The organism is Baumannia cicadellinicola str. Hc (Homalodisca coagulata) (assembly GCF_000013185.1).
GTDB lineage: Bacteria > Pseudomonadota > Gammaproteobacteria > Enterobacterales > Enterobacteriaceae > Baumannia > Baumannia cicadellinicola_E.
In genome coordinates, this window is sequence record NC_007984.1 from 168,080 (window position 1) to 185,209 (window position 17,130).

8 protein-coding genes, 3 tRNA genes, 3 rRNA genes and 1 pseudogene are annotated in these 17,130 nt (G+C 36.0%); 10 read left to right on the forward strand and 5 right to left on the reverse strand.

Annotation, left to right across the window (positions count from 1 at the left end; translation table 11 throughout):
• Nucleotides 1-5 precede the first annotated feature (5 nt).
• The 8 genes from lysS to BCI_RS00785 all read left to right on the forward strand — a co-directional run bounded on the left by lysS (nt 6) and on the right by BCI_RS00785 (nt 7,738).
• Nucleotides 6-1,526: a lysine--tRNA ligase gene (gene lysS / locus BCI_RS00750; RefSeq protein WP_011520353.1), complete on the forward strand. Its 1,521-nt coding sequence runs from the start codon at nt 6-8 to the stop codon at nt 1,524-1,526.
• 53 nt (nt 1,527-1,579) lie between these two features.
• Complete coding sequence (murI, locus tag BCI_RS00755; protein ID WP_011520354.1) at nt 1,580-2,404, forward strand: glutamate racemase; 825 nt, start codon at nt 1,580-1,582, stop codon at nt 2,402-2,404.
• Between the two features lie 263 nt (nt 2,405-2,667).
• Nucleotides 2,668-4,225, forward strand: a 16S ribosomal RNA gene (locus BCI_RS00760).
• A gap of 110 nt (nt 4,226-4,335) precedes the next feature.
• Nucleotides 4,336-4,408 (forward strand) — tRNA-Glu (locus tag BCI_RS00765).
• Between the two features lie 84 nt (nt 4,409-4,492).
• Nucleotides 4,493-7,395: ribosomal RNA gene (locus BCI_RS00770) — 23S ribosomal RNA — on the forward strand.
• Between the two features lie 33 nt (nt 7,396-7,428).
• A 5S ribosomal RNA gene (gene rrf / locus BCI_RS00775) occupies nt 7,429-7,543 on the forward strand.
• The 16S, 23S and 5S rRNA genes sit together here with 3 tRNA genes alongside, the layout of an rRNA operon.
• A 21-nt stretch (nt 7,544-7,564) precedes the next feature.
• Nucleotides 7,565-7,641, forward strand: a tRNA-Asp gene (locus tag BCI_RS00780).
• A 23-nt stretch (nt 7,642-7,664) separates the two neighbouring features.
• A tRNA-Trp gene (locus tag BCI_RS00785) sits at nt 7,665-7,738 on the forward strand.
• Nucleotides 7,739-7,777: 39 nt separating this feature from the next.
• Here the strand turns inward: BCI_RS00785 and glyS are convergent.
• The 4 genes from glyS to metB all read right to left on the reverse strand — a co-directional run bounded on the left by glyS (nt 7,778) and on the right by metB (nt 13,774).
• Nucleotides 7,778-9,877, reverse strand: a complete 2,100-nt coding sequence (glyS, locus tag BCI_RS00790; RefSeq protein WP_011520355.1) for a glycine--tRNA ligase subunit beta — start codon at nt 9,875-9,877, stop codon at nt 7,778-7,780.
• 5 nt (nt 9,878-9,882) lie between these two features.
• On the reverse strand, nt 9,883-10,791 hold the full coding sequence (glyQ, locus tag BCI_RS00795; protein ID WP_011520356.1) for a glycine--tRNA ligase subunit alpha: 909 nt from the start codon (nt 10,789-10,791) through the stop codon (nt 9,883-9,885).
• Nucleotides 10,792-11,521: 730 nt separating this feature from the next.
• On the reverse strand, nt 11,522-12,430 hold the full coding sequence (metF, locus tag BCI_RS00800; protein WP_011520357.1) for a methylenetetrahydrofolate reductase: 909 nt from the start codon (nt 12,428-12,430) through the stop codon (nt 11,522-11,524).
• A gap of 180 nt (nt 12,431-12,610) precedes the next feature.
• Complete coding sequence (gene metB / locus BCI_RS00805; RefSeq protein WP_011520358.1) at nt 12,611-13,774, reverse strand: cystathionine gamma-synthase; 1,164 nt, start codon at nt 13,772-13,774, stop codon at nt 12,611-12,613.
• A 309-nt stretch (nt 13,775-14,083) separates the two neighbouring features.
• Between metB and metJ the strand changes: the two are divergent.
• A pseudogene (gene metJ, locus BCI_RS03285) lies at nt 14,084-14,370 on the forward strand (met regulon transcriptional regulator MetJ).
• Nucleotides 14,371-14,408: 38 nt separating this feature from the next.
• On the opposite strand, the gene rpmE reads toward metJ, so the two are convergent.
• A complete protein-coding gene (gene rpmE, locus BCI_RS00810) occupies nt 14,409-14,636 on the reverse strand; it encodes a 50S ribosomal protein L31 (RefSeq protein WP_041574882.1) in 228 nt (75 codons plus the stop codon).
• A 170-nt stretch (nt 14,637-14,806) separates the two neighbouring features.
• On the opposite strand from rpmE, the gene priA reads away from it, so the two are divergent.
• On the forward strand, nt 14,807-16,921 hold the full coding sequence (priA, locus tag BCI_RS00815) for a primosomal protein N' (protein ID WP_011520360.1): 2,115 nt from the start codon (nt 14,807-14,809) through the stop codon (nt 16,919-16,921).
• The last annotated feature ends 209 nt before the right edge of the window (nt 16,922-17,130 follow it).

A 17,130-nucleotide genomic window follows, 5' to 3' on the forward strand; every position in this document is an offset into this window, starting at 1 on the left:
ATACTATGTGTAAATTAAATATTTTTGATCCCGTACAGAATTATGAAAATTTAAATCAACAATTAAATTTGCGTAGGAATAAATTAAATAATTTACGTAAACAAGGGAAAACATTTACTAATAATTTCAAACGTAATGTGATATCAAATCAATTATTTTTACAATATGGAGAAAAAAACAACGAAACATTAAAAACACTAAATATACAAGTCAGTTTAGCTGGTCGTATGATAAATCGTCGTATTATGGGTAAAGCATCATTTGTTATTCTACAAGATAGTGGTGGAACAATACAACTATATCTATCCTCAAAAAATTTATCAGATTCATTTTATAATGAACATTTTAAAAAATGGGATTTAGGTGATATTTTAGGAGTCCACGGTAGGTTATTCAAAACAAAAACTGGTGAATTAACTATAAACTGTAATGAAATAATTTTATTAACAAAAGCTTTACGTCCCATACCCAATAAGTTTCATGGTATAGTTGATAAACAAATACGTTATCGACAAAGATATTTAGATTTAATAACAAATAAAAATTCTTTTAATTTATTTAAAACTAGATCACAAATTATAACAGAAATACGTCAATTTTTAAATAAAGAAGATTTTATTGAAGTAGAAACTCCTATTTTGCAATCTTTACCAGGTGGTGCTACTGCACGTCCATTTATTACTTACCATAATGCATTAGATATGAATCTATATCTTCGGATAGCACCAGAATTATATTTAAAACAATTAATAATTGGTGGTTTCGAAAAAATTTTTGAAATTAATCGTAATTTTCGTAATGAAGGTTTATCTGCACATCATAATCCAGAGTTTACCATGATGGAACTTTATATAGCTTATGCAGATTATCATGATGTAATGTTATTAACTCAAAATTTATTAAACACAATTACCAATCATGTTTTAGGTACTAATATAATTCAATATGGTAATCTAAAGCTCGATTTTAGTAAAAATTTTGTAAAAATGACTATGAAAGAAGCTATTTGTCATTATAATAAACAGATTTTATCTAAGCATTTAGATGATAAAATGCAAGCAATAACTTGTGCAAAAAATATTGGTATACATATAGATCAAAAATGGGGTTTAGGTAGAATCCAAACGGAAATATTTGAAAAAACGACAGAGAAACATTTATTACAACCAACTTTCATTACTTCTTATCCAATAGAAGTATCACCACTTGCACGTCGTAATGATAATAATCCATTTTTTGCTGATCGTTTTGAATTATTTATTGGAGGTTACGAAATAGGTAACGGTTTCTCAGAACTAAATGATTATGAAGATCAAGCAAATCGCCTTATTGAACAAGCTACAATAAAAAACAGTGGTGATAACGAATCAATGTTTTATGATGAAGATTATATTATTGCACTTGAACATGGTTTGCCACCAACAGCTGGATTAGGTATTGGAATTGATCGATTAGTTATGCTATTAACTAATAGTCATTTCATTCGAGATGTTATTTTATTTCCAACAATGCGTCTCAAGATATAAATTATCATTTAATTATATACTAGCTATATAAGTAACTAATATTTATTAGTCAGATGTTTCTGAAAAAAAATAAATTACCTACTATTCTAATAGTAGATTCTGGTGTTGGTGGTTTATCCATATTTTACCAAATAAAAAAAATTATACCGAATGCTAATTATCTATACGTATTTGATAATGAAGCTTTTCCTTATGGAGAAAAAACAAAAAGATTTATTATAAATAGATTAATTATCATTATTAATGCTGTACGTAAATTACATTATGTTGATCTAATTATCATAGCTTGTAATACAGCAAGTATTTTAGCTTTAAAAGCTTTACGCCAGTATTTCTTTTATCCTATTATTGGTGTTCTTCCAGCTATAAAATTAGCAACTACAATTACTAATAGTAAGGTAATTGGATTATTAGCAACAACAGCAACAATAAATAGTAAATATATTACTAATAGCATAAATAATTATAAAAAATCATATAAAATTATTTCTTTAAAAGCTCCAGAATTAGTAAATTTAGTTGAAGCTAAGTTACATGGTGAAAAAATATCTTTGCTTTCACTACGTGAAATTTTATTTCCTTGGTTAAAAACAAGTCAAACTTATAAATTAGATACAATTATATTAGGATGTACACATTTTCCATTAATATACGAAGAACTAAAATTAATATTACCTACATCTATTAAAATAATAGATGCACATCAAACAGTAGCTAATAGAGTATTTTTATTATCAAAAAAATTCATTAATAGTAATCAATCATCGATATTTACAATAAATAAAACTTACTGTCCTATTATAAATAATAAAATAAAATTACTAAAACCATACTTGCTTCAGTATGGTTTTAATGATATACATAAACTAATATTATAAATATTAGTTATAAATAAGATAATAAAGGTATATATTAGCTATAATATCTAAAATAAAGACTTGACTAATATTAAAAATATATCATACTTATATTAGTATAATATGCATTAATCGTAAATAAGATTTTGATCTTTAACAATTAAGTAGATAATTTGTGTGGACACACGCAATTAATATCAGTAAATTTAATCTCAAATACTAATACTAGTATAGTACTATAACTAATAGTACCTATATTATTTTTGTTTGAGTATCAAGCTTCTTAATTGAAGAGTTTGATCATGGCTCAGATTGAACGCTGGCGGTAAGCTTAACACATGCAAGTCGAGCGGCATCGAAAAGTTCTATTTTATAGAATTTTGTCGGCGAGCGGCGAACGGGTGAGTAATGTCTGGGGATCTACCTAATGGAGGGGGATAACTACTGGAAACGGTAGCTAACACCGCATAATGTCGTAAGACCAAAATGGGGGACTATATTATATAGTATAGCCTCATGCCATTAGATGAACCCAGATGAGATTAGCTAGTAGGTGAGATAATAGCTCACCTAGGCAACGATCTCTAGCTGGTCTGAGAGGATGACCAGCCACACTGGAACTGAGACACGGTCCAGACTCCTACGGGAGGCAGCAGTGGGGAATCTTGCACAATGGGGGAAACCCTGATGCAGCTATACCGCGTGTGTGAAGAAGGCCTTAGGGTTGTAAAGCACTTTCAATGAGAAAGAAAGTTGTCTTCTTAAAAAGAAGATAATTTGACGTTACTCATAAAAGAAGCACCGGCTAACTCCGTGCCAGCAGCCGCGGTAATACGGAGGGTGCGAGCGTTAATCGGAATTACTGGGCGTAAAGCGTATGCAGGTGGTTTGCTTAGTCAGATGTGAAAGCCCCGGGCTTAACCTGGGAATGGCATTTGAAACTAGCTAGCTAGAGTATCGTAAAGGGGAGGAGAATTCCAGGTGTAGCGGTGAAATGCGTAGAGATCTGGAAGAATACCAGTGGCGAAGGCGCCTCCCTAGACGAAAACTGACACTCAAGTACGAAAGCGTGGGGAGCAAACAGGATTAGATACCCTGGTAGTCCATGCTGTAAACGATGTCGATTTGGAGGTTGTAACCTTTGAGTTATAGCTTTCGAAGCTAACGCATTAAATCGACCGCCTGGGGAGTACGACCGCAAGGTTAAAACTCAAATGAATTGACGGGGGCCCGCACAAGCGGTGGAGCATGTGGTTTAATTCGATACAACGCGAAGAACCTTACCTACTCTTGACATCCAGAGAATAAAGCAGAAAAGTTTTAGTGCCTACGGGAACTCTGAGACAGGTGCTGCATGGCTGTCGTCAGCTCGTGTTGTGAAATGTTGGGTTAAGTCCCGCAACGAGCGCAACCCTTATGCTTTGTTGCCAACGACTCGGTCGGGAACTCAAAGGAAACTGCCGGTGATAAACCGGAGGAAGGTGAGGATAACGTCAAGTCATCATGGCCCTTACGAGTAGGGCTACACACGTGCTACAATGGTGCATACAAAGGGGAGCAATCTCGCAAGAGCTAGCAAAACTCATAAAGTGCGTCGTAGTCCGGATTAGAGTCTGCAACTCGACTCTATGAAGTCGGAATCGCTAGTAATCGTGAATCAGAATGTCACGGTGAATACGTTCCCGGGCCTTGTACACACCGCCCGTCACACCATGGGAGTGTGTTGCAAAAGAAGTAAGTAGCTTAACCTACGGGAGGGCGCTTACCACTTTGTGATTCATGACTGGGGTGAAGTCGTAACAAGGTAACCGTAGGGGAACCTGCGGTTGGATCACCTCCTTAACTTTAATTTTTAATAAATAAAGTAAGATAAAGATTGCGATGTGTTCACACAAATTATCTATTACTAGAATAATAATTAATAAATATCTAGATCAAAGCATTTATTTAATGTCCCCTTCGTCTAGTGGTCTAGGACGCTGCTCTTTCACGGCAGCAACAGGGGTTCAAGTCCCCTAGGGGACGAGACAAATACATATTATTAATATTAAATATTACTAGACTATTTAGTGCTCTTTAACAATTGAAAAAAATATTTTAGGGTTGTGAGGTTAAGTAATTAAAGCGTACACGGTGAATGCCTTGACAGTCAGAGGCGATGAAGGACGTGCTAATCTGCGAAAAGCGTCGGTTAGCTGATAGGAAGCATTATTAGCCGACGATTTCCGAATGGGAAAACCTGACGCTATTAATAGCGTCATTGTTAAGTAAATTCATAGCTTAACAAGGCAAACCAGGAGAACTGAAACATCTAAGTATCCTGAGGAATAGAAATCAACTGAGATTCCCTTAGTAGTGGCGAGCGAAGAGGGAATAGCCTAGAGCCATAATCAGTTTATACATTAGAAAAATGGTCTGGAAAGTCCAGTAATAAAAGGTGATAGCCCTGTATTCGAAAATGTATTTTCTGTGAGCTCAAAAAGTAAGGCGAGACACGTGGTATCTTGTCTGAAGATAGGGGGACCATCCTCTAAGGCTAAATACTCCTGACTGATCGATAGTGAACTAGTACCGTGAGGGAAAGGTGAAAAGAACCCCGGTAAGGGGAGTGAAATAGAACCTGAAACCGTGTACGTACAAGCAGTAGAAGCATATAGATTGTGTGACTGCGTACCTTTTGTATAATGGGTCAGCGACTTATATTCTGTAGCAAGGTTAACCATATAGGGGAGCCGTAGGGAAACCGAGTCTTAATTGGGCGTTAAGTTGCAGGATATAGACCCGAAACCCGGTGAGCTAGCCATGAGCAGATTGAAGGTTAGGTAACACTAACTGGAGGATCGAACCGACTAATGTTGAAAAATTAGCGGATGACTTGTGGCTAGGGGTGAAAGGCCAATCAAACCGGGAGATAGCTGGTTCTCCCCGAAAGCTATTTAGGTAGCGCCTCGTGAATTCATCTTTAGGGGTAGAGCACTGTTTTGGCTCGGGATCTATTATAGGTTACTAAACCAATGCAAACTACGAATACTAAAGAATGCTATCACGGGAGACACACGGTGGGTGCTAACGTCCATCGTGAAAAGGGAAACAACCCAGACCGCCAGCTAAGGTCCCTAAGTTATGATTAAGTGGAAAACGATGTGGGAAGGCTTAAACAGCCAGGATGTTGGCTTAGAAGCAGCCATCATTTAAAGAAAGCGTAATAGCTCACTGGTCGAGTCGGCCTGCGCGGAAAATGTAACGGGGCTAAAATCATATACCGAAGCTGCGGCAGCAATATTTGTTATATATTGCTGGGTAGGGGAGCGTTCTGTAAGCCTGTGAAGGTAAACTGTAAAGTTTACTGGAGGTATCAGAAGTGCGAATGCTGACATAAGTAACGATAAAACGGGTAAAAAACCCGTTCGCCGAAAGACTAAGGTTTCCTGTTCAACGTTAATCGAAGCAGGGTAAGTCGAACCCTAAGATGAGGCTGAAAAGCGTAGTCGATGGGAAACAGGTTAATATTCCTGTACTTAATGTAACTGCGAAGGGGGGACGAAGAAAGCTAGGTTCGCCGGGTAACGGTTGTCCCGGTTTAAGCGTATAGGTGAAAAGTAGGCAAATCCGCTTTTATTACACTGAGGCGTGATGACAAACCATTACGGTGGTGAAGGAATTGAAGCTATGCTTCCAAGAAAAGCCTCTAAGCTTCAGGTTATATTAATTCGTACCTCAAACCGACACAGGTAGTCAGGTAGAGCATACTAAGGCGCTTGAGAGAACTCGGGTAAAGGAACTAGGCAAAATGGTGCCGTAACTTCGGAAGAAGGCACACTAGCATGTAAGTGAAAGGACTTGCTCCCTACGCTGAAGCTAGTCGCAGATACCAGCTGGCTGCAACTGTTTATTAAAAACACAGCACTGTGCAAACACGAAAGTGGACGTATACAGTGTGACGCCTGCCCGGTGCCGGAAGGTTAATTGATAAAGTGTCAAAAGCTTTTGATCGAAGCCCCGGTAAACGGCGGCCGTAACTATAACGGTCCTAAGGTAGCGAAATTCCTTGTCGGGTAAGTTCCGACCTGCACGAATGGCGTAATGATGGCCAGACTGTCTCTACCCGAGACTCAGTGAAATTGAATTCGCCGTGAAGATGCGGTGTACCCGTGGCAAGACGGAAAGACCCCGTGAACCTTTACTATAGCTTGATACTGAATGTTAAACCTTAATGTGTAGGATAGGTGGGAGGCGTTGAAGTGTTGACGCTAGTTAACATGAAGCCATCCTTGAAATACCACCCTTTGATGTTTAATGTTCTAACTTAAGTCCGTTATCCGGATTGAGAACAGTGTCTGGTGGGTAGTTTGACTGGGGCGGTCTCCTCCTAAAAAGTAACGGAGGAGCACAAAGGTTAGCTAATCACGGTCGGAAATCGTGAGGTTAGTGCAAAGGCATAAGCTAGCTTAACTGCAAGAGTGACAATTCAAGCAGATGCGAAAGCAGGTCTTAGTGATCCGGTGGTTCTAAATGGAAGGGCCATCGCTCAACGGATAAAAGGTACTCCGGGGATAACAGGCTAATACCGCCCAAGAGTTCATATCGACGGCGGTGTTTGGCACCTCGATGTCGGCTCATCACATCCTGGGGCTGAAGCAGGTCCCAAGGGTATGGCTGTTCGCCATTTAAAGTGGTACGCGAGCTGGGTTTAGAACGTCGTGAGACAGTTCGGTCCCTATCTGCCATGGGCGTAGGAAGATTGAGAGGGGCTGCTCCTAGTACGAGAGGACCGGAGTGGACGCACCTCTGGTGTTCGGGTTGTCATGCCAATGGCATTGCCCGGTAGCTATGTGCGGGAGAGATAACCGCTGAAAGCATCTAAGTGGGAAACTTGCCTCAAGATGAATCTTCCCTGAGGCTTAATTAGCCTCCTAAAGGGACGTTAAAGACTATAACGTTGATAGGTCGGATGTGTAAGCATTGTAAAATGTTGAGCTAACCGATACTAATGACCCGTGAGACTTAACCTCATAACACCTAAAATATTTTATTCTATTTTTTTGTCTGGTAGATATAGCGCGGTAGTACCACCTGATACCATACCGAACTCAGAAGTGAAATGCCGTAGCGCCAATGGTAGTATGGATTTTTCCATGTGAGAGTAGGAAACTACCAGACAATATCTTTAATTAACTTATTGGTGCGGTAGTTCAGTTGGTTAGAATATCGGCCTGTCACGCCGGAGGTCGCGGGTTCGAGTCCCGTCCGCACCGCCATCTTTACTGATTATTCTAATTTTAGGGGCGTAGTTCAAATTGGTAGAGCACCGGTCTCCAAAACCGGTAGTTGGGAGTTCAAGTCTCTCCGCCCCTGCAATTTAGGTTTTATTATTTAGATTAGTTACTTATTATTTTAATCCACATTAGATTTTTCTTTACTGCATTGTAGTAAAGAAAAATCAGCTATGATTAAAAATAGCTGGCGTACTTTATTTATTATGTTTAAACGATTTATACATAGTTCTTTATTTTCTGTCATGATAATAATTTTGCTAAAAAAAGTATTTATAATTTCACGTAAATTAATCAGTTCCCATAAAGCTTCTTGATATTTACCCTTCTCAAAAAATAGTATTAGTTTCTTATGTAATTGAGTTATACTATTAATTAGTATAACTTCTTCTGGTTGCTTTAAGAGTGTAAAATTAACCTCACCATTAATAAGATCTTTATGTTTAGCAATAATATTAAAAATCCGTTTAGTTAAATTTTCTGCATGGGGAATCTGGCGTAAATAATGAACAGCACGTAAACGTGCATCAAAGTGTATTAATTTTCCAGTAGGTTTATATACCGCCATAACAGCATTAATAGTATCGATGCTATAGCCCTGCTTTTTATACCAAGAAAGTAAACGATTTAACATAAAATGTATAATTTGCTCTACTACAATAGTATTAGTAAGTTTCTTGTTATATAAAAAGACAGCTTTATCTATTAACGATAGTAAATCTATTGGTAGCTGTTTTTCTATAATAATACGTAGAATACCAAGCGCAGCGCGGCGTAAAGCTAATGGGTCATTAGCTTGCTTAGTATATTGTTGATTAATACCAAAAATTCCAGCTAAGTTATCCATTTTATCAGCAATAGATACAGCACATGAAACTAATGTAGTCGGAAGGTTATCCCCGGAAAAAAGTGGTAGATATTGTTCTTTTTGCGCTAAAGCAACTAACTCTGTTTCCCCGTCTAGTGTTGCATAATGCATACCTATAATGCCTTGAATTTCAGGGTACTCAAATACCATCTGAGTCATTAAGTCACATTTTGATATGAGTGCCGCACGTGCCGCTTGTTTAATATCGGTTGAAATTATCTCAGCAATCCAGCTAGCTAAAATTTCAAGACGATAGCTTTTATCCAGGAGAGTCCCAAGCTCCATCTGAAATTTAACTTGTCCTAAAAGTAATAAGTAATCTTCTAATTTTTGTTTACGGTCAATATTAAAAAAAAATTCTACATCTGCTAGTCGTGAACGCATTACTTTTTCATTACCAACAACTATTTGATTTGTATTTGTTGATTCAATATTAGTAACAAAAATAAAATATGGTAACAGCTTTCCTTTAGCATCATAAACAGGAAAATATTTCTGGTTATTTTCCATAGTATATATGAGAGCTTCAGCTGGAATTCTTAAAAAATTTGCGTTAAATGAAGCCGTTAGTACAATCGGCCAATCTACTAATGATGTTACTTCTTCTAGTAATTTATCGTTAATCTTAGTAAAACCTCCTATTTTTTTAACCATTATTTCTATATTACGACGAATTGTGTCTTTACGTAATTCATAATCAGCTATAACACGTCCGCGTTCTAGTAGAACGTTAGGATAGTAGTCAGCATGTAATAAGCTAATTACGCTCTCTCCCATAAAACGATGGCCAAGAATGATCCGATTAGAATCAATACCAAAAATATTACCCGGAATAACTAGATCATCAAGCAACAATGTTATAGTCCGTACTGGACGAATAAACTTATAATTTTTTTCTCCCCAACGCATTATCTTGGTTAAAGATGAAAATTTAGTTAACGCGTTATAAACCATACTACATAGTAGTTTTTGTACTGGTTTAGTCTCAACTAACATTCTATAAATTAGCCACTCTCCTTTATCTGTAGTAAAGCGTTCGGCTTGATTAACTGTAATACCACAGTTACGAGCCCATCCTATTGCTGCTGGCGTTGGTTTACCTTCAGCATCAAAAGCTTTATTGATAGCTGGGCCTCGTTTTTCCATATAACTTTTAGTTGGTATACTATTTATACTATTTACTTTAATTGCTAGACGACGTGGTGCTGCAAACCAATTAATATCGTTATAATTAATACCATTAGCATTTAGTTCATTAATAAAATTAGCAGTAAAATACTGTGCTAACCTACGTAGCTCCTTAGCAGGTAGCTCCTCTGTACCAATTTCTACAAGAAAAATATGTTGCTTCACTGATGCTACCGCCTCTTTTTATGCCGTTTACACATTGGAAAACCAAGTGATTGACGAGAAATATAATAGGCTTGTGCCACTGCTTTAGTTAGTGTTCTAAGACGCAAAATATAGCACTGTCGTTCGATTACTGAAATAGCCTTACGAGCTTCTAACATATTGAAGTTATGTACTGCCTTTAGAACACATTCATAAGCAGGTAAAGGTAGTGGTTTATCTAGTGCTAGAAGCTTTTGGGCTTCTTTTTCATAAAAGTCAAAACAATTAAGTAGCAAATTAGCGTCAGCATATTCAAAATTATAAGTAGACTGTTCTACTTCATTTTGAAGAAATATATCACCATAGGTAATATAACCAAATGCCCCTTTATTCCATCTCAGGTCAAAAACATTTTCTACATTTTGTAAGTGCATAGCAATTCTTTCAAGACCATAAGTAATCTCACCGGCGACTATTTGGCACTCAAGACCACCTACTTGTTGAAAATAAGTAAATTGAGTAACTTCCATCCCATTTAGCCACACTTCCCAGCCTAATCCCCAAGCACCTAGAGTCTGGTTTTCCCAGTTATCTTCTACAAATCTAATGTCATTAAGAGTGGGATCTAATCCAATCTGTTTTAAAGAGTCTAAATATATCTCCTGTATATTATGTGGTGATGGTTTTAGTATTACCTGAAATTGATAATAATGCTGTAAACGGTTAGGATTATTGCCATAACGCCCATCTGTCGGACGACGTGATGGTTGAACATATGCAGTAGCAATAGGTTCTGGTCCTAAAGCAAGCAAGCAGGTCATTGGATGAGAGGTGCCAGCACCAACTGCAATATCTATAGGTTGGATAATAGTACAACCTTGTTGTGCCCAGTAATTCTGAAGCAACATAATTAGATCTTGAAATGTATTAGACATGCAAACCACATAAAATGGCAAGAGTTAAACAACTAACATAGATAATTAGCAACAAGAATAAGCCGGAAATCAGCTGTATTGAAAATAAATATTTAATATAATTATTAAAAAATAATAATTTTGCTTATATTCGTAGTTTTGCCTATTAATTATAATTTTAAATTATCCTCTACTTATCTTATAGGAAGCTACTATCATAAAATAGTAGCTTTATTTATATAAAATGTATATAGCATCGTAGATAAATACTTAGCTAAAAACTAATATCAAAAGAAAGAAGAAATATCATATTAATTTAGAATAATTAACATCAAAAAGAGATCTATATTGATTCGTCGATCTTTCTTGGCAGACTTATCTGCTCAAAAAATACCTTCATAAATTTATAATACTTTAATTAAGGATTATAAATAATGTGTGCTTAAATATATTATTTATACTAACTAACAACTATACAGTAATACTTCATGGTAAGATTTATTTAAATGCGAGTAAATAATCATACTTACTTATGAGCTATGTAGTAACATTAAATAAAATTACTGAATTCTTCAGCAATAATTATACTAATTTATTTAGATGTAAGTAATGCCTTTTTAATTTGCATACAATGGGTACGTTTGCGGCTAAGTCGCTTAGGTATAGTAAATTATCTAGACAGATTTATACCCAAGATTGAATAAAATTCAACTACTTTTAGTTACTAGCTAACAATTAGGGTATATATCGATTATATTGTTATTTTTTCAGGACGTATACCTATTATATGACATAGAGTATAGGTTAATTCATCCCTATTTAGAGTATAAAAGTGAAAATGTTTAACACCTTCGCGGCTGAGTATTTTTATCATCTCAATAGCAATTGAAGCTCCAACTAGTTTACTAGATTCTATATCTAGATCTAGTCCATCAAACATAGTATTCATCCATAGTGGGATTTTAACATTAGTCATCGTAGCAAAACGTTGTAGTTGGCGGAAGTTAAATACTGGCATAATTCCTGGCACAATTTCAATATCTATACCTACTGTTAAACATCGATCCCGAAACCGTAAGTAGCTTTCAACATCAAAAAAAAATTGTGTGATAGCGCGATTAGCGCCGGCATCTACTTTTTTTTTCAAATTAATTAAATCTGATTGAGCACTCAGTGCTTCAGGATGTACTTCTGGGTATGCAGCTACAGAAATTTCAAAATCACCTATTTTTTTTAATAGCACAACTAAATCCAAACCATACATAGTTATATTCTGTCGACTGCTATTATCAGGTGGTAGGTCACCACGAAGCGCCACAATATGACGAATACCGTTGTGCCAATATTCCTGTATAATTTCATGTAGTTCCCATGGTGAGGTATTAATACAGGTTAAATGTGGTACGGCAACTAATCCTGTTCTTTTATTAATTTCTTTAATTAAACTATAAGTATTCTGATGTTCGCCTGAATTAGCACCGTAAGTTACTGAGATAAAACTAGGTTTTAATTGGCTTAAACGTTGAATAGATTGCCAAAACATCTGTTCCATGTCACTGGAACGGGGAGGAAAAAATTCAAAGGAAACCGTTACATTTCCTTTTATTTCCGCTAAATATTGATTCAGAGCTTCTCTCTGAGAAGCGTAAAAGAAACTCATTTTTTATTTGACCTCATACATATATGTAACAACATATGTAGAGAAAATAAATAGTAACGTCAATCAAATAATTAACTATTACGAAATATATTCAAAGATATTGAATATATTTTAATATTGATTAACTATTTTATGTAAAAAGTATGTCATTGAAGCACTAAATACAAATATTATTATATCTTAGGTAAGACGCTTAGCAGCTTGTAAAGCGTGTGCTAGATCACTAATTAAATCTTGACTATCTTCAATCCCAACTGAAATACGTAACAAATTGTCACTAATCCCAGCTTTAGCTCGGGCTATAGCATTCATACCAGCATGCGTCATAGTAGCTGCATGGGATATTAAACTCTCAACTCCACCAAGCGATTCAGCTAGAGTAAATAATTCGAGTGCGGCCAAAAAACGACGTAATGTTATTTCATTTCCATCTAACTCGAAACTTAACATAGCACCAAAACCATTTTGCTGACGACAAGCAATTTCATGTCCTGGATGACCAGGTAATGATGGATAATATAGTTTTTTAATCTGATGATGTTGCTGTAAATAAGTAACTATAGCTTGAGCATTACTCTGTTGTTGCAGAATACGCAGATTCAAAGTACGAATACCTCGTAGTAATAAGTAGCTATCAAATGTACCACCAGTAACACCGATATTGTTGCCCCACCAAGCTAACTTGTCAGCTACTGCTGCCTCTTTAGCAATTACAACACCAGCCATAACATCAGAGTGTCCATTTAGATACTTAGTACAAGAGTGTACGACGAGGTCAGCTCCTAACGCTATCGGTTGTTGTAAAACCGGACTCATAAAAGTATTATCCACAACACACTGTGCACCAACTTGATGCGCAGTACTACAGATAGCCGCAATATCTACAACCCGCAATAAAGGATTACTTGGGGTTTCAATTAACACTAATTTAGGTTTACTAGCCAAAATAACTGCTAAGTTTGTTTTATTTCCCTGGTCAAGAAATTGTACTTTATAGACACCACGCTTACTAAAACTTTCAAACAGACGATAACTTCCACCATAGCAATCGTAAGGTGCCACTAATAAATCACCTGGCTTAAGTAGTGCAGTGCATACTAAATGTATAGCAGACATACCACTACTAGTCATTACTGCTCCTGCTCCACCTTCTAGTCCTGCTAGTACACTATGTACTATATCTCTAGTAGGATTTCTACGCCGTGAGTAATCATGGGTACGAGGTTGGTTAAATGCAATGAAATTATATGTGCTAGATAGAGTTATTGGTGGGACGACACAACCAAATTGTTCGTCGTTATTCAACCCGCTACGAACTGCAATCGTAGCCTGTTTATGCTTCATATTATATTAACCTATTTATATTAAATAGATAATGAATATTAGAAGAATAAACTACACGAATTATATATGTCAATGTATCTAGAACGGATAGATATATTTGAATAAACAAAGCCTAATAATAACAGCTGAAATTATGTTAAAGTTAACTAACAATGATAATTAATGAACTATTTTGTTGTGATGTAGTTGATATAGTATTGTTTATAGTTAATATTACATATAGTAATATGATATATCGTATATGCATTATTAGAGTATTTTCTGTAATTTATATTATAATTTCACGTAAAATGAGATTGAGATTCCGCTATGGCGGAATGGAAAGGTGATTATATTAGCCCTTATGCTGAAACTGGAAAAAAAGTACACAAGTCAAGAAAATTACAGTATCTATTCCACTAAAAGTACTGAAAATCCTGACTGACGAAAGAACACGTCGTCAGGTTAATAACTTACGCCATGCTACTAATAGTGAGCTATTATGCGAAGCTTTTTTGCATGCTTTTACCGGCCAGCCATTACCGAATGATCAAGATCTATGTAAAAAAAGCAATAATGAAAGACCAGAAGTAGCTAAAAATACGTGGATTTATTAATAAATATCATTTAAATATTATTTAATACAAGATATTAATTACTCCTTCTTCTTACTATTCATTATAGATAAGCTAAAACGCTTATTAAAACGTTCAACACGACCACGGGTATTAACTCTACGTTGTTTACCAGTATAAAAAGGATGACAAGCACTACACACGTCTAAGTTAAGGTGTTGATCTAAGGTTGAATAAGTAGGGATAATGTTCCCACAAGAACAGATAGCCCTAATTTCAAAGTATTTAGGGTGTATATTTTTTTGCATGGAATACCTATAAGTTAGATTCTCTAGCCAAATTAAGATAATATTAAACATATTAAGATATGTACATCATATAAAGAATTGTAGTTCATTTATTCTTTGGACTTATCTAATAAGCACATCCAAACATATAATAAGCCTTTTTACTCTACTCTAGGATAATACATAAACTCATGCTAGTTATCAACGTTGCTATACCTGTGCCTCTAGCACGAACTTTTGATTATTTATTATTACCCAATATAGGTATTAAAGCAGTAGTAGGAGCAAGAGTCCGGGTTCCGTTCGGTCATCGCCAGGTTATTGGTATTATTACGGCAATTAATTCACATAGTCAACTTGCGCTAGATAAACTAAAGTATGTTACTGAAATACTAGATAGCCAGTCGCTATTTTCTGATAGTTTGTGGCGGATTTTAATTTGGTCCATAAGTTATTATCACTATCCAGTAGGCCTAATTTTATTTCAAGCATTACCCGTGCTAATTCGCCAGGGTCAACCAGCAATATTACAATGGTTATCTGTCACAAAAGAAGATAGTATTATAGCACCAAAAAGCGCACCAACAAGCCTAACAACGAAATTACTAAGTAAGCCGCAGTTCTATAGTCATCAAGTTAGTAATTTACAACTATATAATGACTGGCGCACTGTCTTTCGTATAAATAGTCAGCAATTTAAGCTAAATGTAGAACAGGCTACTGCGGTACTAGCCATAAGTAATCAGGATGAGCAATATGTAGTATGGTTACTAGCTGGAGTAACAGGTGCTGGTAAAACGGAAGTATATCTGACTGTATTAGAAAATATTCTATTCAAAGGCAAACAGGCATTAGTTTTAGTACCAGAAATAGGTCTGACTCCGCAAATAATAGCCCGCTTCCGTGAGCGATTCCATGCTCCAGTAGAAGTCCTACATTCTAGACTAAACAATAAAGAAAGGTTAACTGTTTGGTTAAAGGTAAGGCGTGGCGATAGCGCTATTATAATAGGTACGCGCTCGGCTTTGTTTGCTCCCTTTACTAGACTAGGTCTAATAGTTATAGATGAAGAACACGATTGTTCATATAAGCAGCATAATGGCTGGCGATATAATGCTCGTGATCTAGCAGTTTTTCGAGCTAGAGAAGAAAATGTACCCATTATCCTTGGTACTGCAACTCCAGCTTTAGAGACTATTTATAATGTACAACAGAAAAAATATCATCAATTAACATTGGGAAAACGGGTAAATAATGCTCAATTAGCTAGTCAACAGTTAATAGATTTAAAAGGACAGCATTTAAATAATGGTTTATCTAAGATACTTTTAACAAAAATGCACCTGCATCTCGAAGCAGGAAATCAGGTTATGCTTTTTCTTAACCGACGTGGTTTTGCTCCTGCGTTACTATGTCACGAGTGCGGTTGGATAGCTGAATGCAAAAGATGTGATCACTATTACACTTTTCATCAACAGCAATGTAAATTATGCTGCCATCGTTGCTATAGTCAACGTTCAGTATTACATCAATGTTTACGATGTGGCTCAACACAGCTAATACCATCAGGTTTAGGTACGGAGCAACTAGAAAAAACATTAGGAATACAATTTCCTAGTGTACCTATAACACGTATTGATCGTGATACAACAGCGCGTAAAGGAGCACTTGAGTGTTTTTTAACTCAAGTAAAAAGAGGTGGAAAAAGAATTTTGATTGGGACACAAATGCTAGCTAAAGGACATCATTTCCCTGATGTGACTCTAGTATCATTATTAAATGTAGATGGTGCCTTATTTTCTAGTAATTTTCGTGCAGCAGAACATTTTGCACAGCTTTATACTCAGGTATCTGGAAGAGCCGGACGTGCTGGTAAACCCGGGGAGGTATTGCTACAAACCCATCATCCAGACCATCCTTTGTTACAGACACTACTTAGTCAAGGCTATATGGACTTTGCTAAACATATGCTCGAAGAACGTCGACAGGCTGGTTTACCACCTTTTGCGAGTCATACAAGTTTTCGTGCTGAAGATTATGATAATAATAAGTCTAGAACATTTCTGGATAAATTACGTCAATTATTGGAAACTCATCCACAACGTAATGAAACACTATTATTAATTGGTCCTATACCAGCATTAACTCCTAAATGTAATGGTAGGTTCCGTTGGAATCTAATATTATCGCATCCTTCGAGGCTACATTTACAAAAATTTTTGACAATTATTATACCATTAGTAGGAAAACTATCCCTAGCAAGTAAAGTAAAATGGTCATTAGATGTAGATCCGATTGATTGCTAATGTTGAGCAATCGATCTCTAATAGGTAGCATTAGATCACCAAATAACTCAATTGTTAATCTTTATTTAAAAAGATGACTAGCTGCTAATATAGCAGCTAGCAAGATAAAATACTACTATCATGACCTATTGGGGTTGAAAAGATTAAAGATTACCCCATTTAATAGTAAACCTCTCTCCTTACCGGGGAGAGATAGCTGCTATTTCTGT